This is a genomic window from bacterium (genome assembly GCA_040757115.1).
In the GTDB taxonomy this organism is placed as follows: domain Bacteria; phylum UBA9089; class CG2-30-40-21; order CG2-30-40-21; family SBAY01; genus JBFLXS01.
The window spans coordinates 1-2866 of the sequence record JBFLYA010000361.1; the positions used below are offsets into that span (position 1 = coordinate 1).

Sequence of the window (2866 nt, forward strand, 5' to 3'; positions counted from 1 at the left end):
ATTGTGGAAAACAACAAATTTCCATAAATTTCTATTAGTTTCTATTAATTTCAATTTTTTTAATAATATCTCCCTATCTCCTTAATCTCCACATCTCCTTTTGTTACACCACCTGAACGCTTACCTACATTCAATATTTTGTAAGTGTTCCGAAATCTCAATCAATATTAGTAACTCAAGACCTGAACGGTTACGAAAATTCAGGTATAGTGCCTCGTGTCTCCTCTCCTTCTCCGTTTCCCCCTTTCTCATCTGTCCTCTGACCTCTGTATTTATCCGTGCTAATCCGTGTTAATCAGTGGTTGAATAGTTACACTATCGGTTGCATCTTTAGAGCAGGATGATTTACCTTTTGGAGATAGGCAAGGACTTCATTCTCGGTTGTAGCAATAGTTTCGTCAGCAATCAGGTCAACAAAATTCTCAAGACCACTTTCTTTAGATTGCTGTTCTAACAGTTCACGGCTAAATTCTTTTAATTTTTTAGGCATCCAGACAATCCGTTTAAAACCACCTTCAGCGGAAATATATTTTTTACTGCCGATATAATACTTTGAGTGGCCAATAAATCCTGGAGTTTGCAAACCGCCTCCAACCGAGCCGGCTAATGTAGAGAATTTCATCCCGCAAGGCGTCATATTGGTATAGTCTCTATCAACAATCATCACTCCATTAGTTGAAGGTAACAAAGCCGTGATACATTCAAAACAACCACAACTGGTCATTGGGTCAATCATCATTGAGTAGGCACTCATTTGGTCTATCTTGCCGTGAGAGGCCTTTTTTATAAAGGCGTTGACATTATCCCATTGTCCGATTACCGGGTCGAGGCAATTGCCTTTTTGAATCGGTTGATTGGGTCCATCAGGTTTAATTTGATGAGCGGCTTTTGTATCCAGCCAATTATATGCCCCACAAAGCCCAGACCGCTCCGGTGTAACTATACAAAGATGATTGGGGGCAAAGGATTGACATAATGTGCAGGAATAAAGAACCTCCACTCCTTCATCAGTCAAGCCTTTAACCCTTTCGTCCCTTTCACGATAGGTAGTTTTGGCAATATTCATCATTTCAGTCGCCTTCTCCACATCTGTATAAATTTTTACCTGAACACGGTCAATGATTGAGCTGTATTCTGCATGGGATTTGGCAATAATAATCTTGCCCAGATGAGCAAGTCTAAGACCGCTATTAAATGCTGATTTACTTATTCTTATCCAGATGATATTTCTCTGGCCAATATGGAGTAGTCCTTGAGCACCATTCAGGATTTCATGGATATGTCGTTCAAGGATTGGTTCAAAATCCTTTTGCATCCTGGCACCAGCAACCTCAACCCATATCCCAAGTGGAAAACCAATCCCTTCTTTAATCTCATCCAGGTCAGGTCCAATTACCTCAATTTTACCATCCTCTACCTCTTGAACAGGTTTTGTGGTTACAAATTCAAATGCCGGGACTTTAGTTCGAACCTCATTTGCCTCAGCGTATAAATCCTCTTTACCTATTCTTTCACCGGCAAAGGCTGGTCCATAAAGGACAGGTATATCAATCTTTGTGACCACAACCTTTAATCCTCGAACCTCAATTGCTCGCTCCACCATTTTGTCAAAAGGCACATTTGAAACAACATGCTCATACATACATACGCCCGTTGGAAGAATTTGAGGAATAGGGGTGTAGGATATAGTTGGAAATCCGTAGTTGATAGCGCCGGCGGCGGTGGCATACCATTCATCTGAAACTTCACCTAAGGCTAAAACAAAGGCAAAGACACGATGTTTGTTGTAGATAAGATTTCGTCGATAATCTCCAGGTTCAACGCCACCAAAAGCCATAGCCGCTCTTGAGGCAAAACCTAAGGCAAAAATTGCCCCATAGATTTCATTTGAAAAAGGTATAAGTCTTGTTTCCCAGCCCATCTGAACACCTTCTTGCCTTAACTGTTTTGACATGCTATTACCATCATTTTCAGCACACATAAAAACATACAGGGTTTTTTCCTGGAGTTCTTTGGCTAATTTAGCCGCAGTTTGGGGATCCGGACAGGCACCAACACAAGCCGCAAAACCAGGTGCACTACCATCCACGAATTCTATACCACGCTCCCGCATTATCTTATCATCAGCCGCACCGATGAATAAATGGTCATCATCCGGAGCTGTCGCAATAAGATAAGGAATTGGGGTTTCAAGATATTTTAAAGCCTCGATTACCTCCTCTGCCCACAAAGTAATCATCCCTGCATCTAAAACCCAACCCAGATATGGCAGGTGAATACCTTCATCAACAAAAGGTGGAAGTAAATCCTTACATTTTTTAACAACCCCTTCCATATCCGTAAGATTTTTGACTTTAATCCCACTCATCGCATAAATGATTGGCAAATAGTAGCCGGTATTTGGGAATCCAATTTCCTGGTTTGGTCCAAATTTGTCAATCGACTCTTTTAACCGTGTATCGGCTAAATTTACAATTTTATGTGCGCCACGAATGGCGGCTGATGCAATTATTTTAGACATTGGTTACCTCCTTGTCTTTGGGAATTTAGGGTTCTGCAAAACTAAGAAACTGTAGTTTTTAAGCGGGTATTTAAAACCTCTATTTTTTCCTCCAAATATCAAAATGCAAAACTCGTTTATAGTTTATGGTTTATGGTTTATAGTTTATAGTTTATGGTTTATAGTTTATGGTTTATAGTTTATGGTTTATGGTTTATGGTTTATACTCGATGTTCAAGTTTTTTAGTTTTAGAGGCATAAAGTCCTTATTTTTATTTTAGCTCAAGTGAGACAATATGCTGTTCTCCATTTCAAGAAAGGGGTTGATTCCAAATGTCCCCACTCTCGATTGACCATATGTTTCTT

Annotated in this window: 1 protein-coding gene; it reads right to left on the reverse strand. The window is 40.0% G+C overall.

What is annotated here, in order from left to right:
- Positions 1 to 310: 310 nt before the first annotated feature.
- Entirely contained in the window at positions 311 to 2521 is a 2211-nt protein-coding gene (gene acsB, locus AB1422_18630) for an acetyl-CoA decarbonylase/synthase complex subunit alpha/beta (GenBank protein MEW6621316.1), read from the reverse strand.
- Positions 2522 to 2866 lie beyond the last annotated feature (345 nt).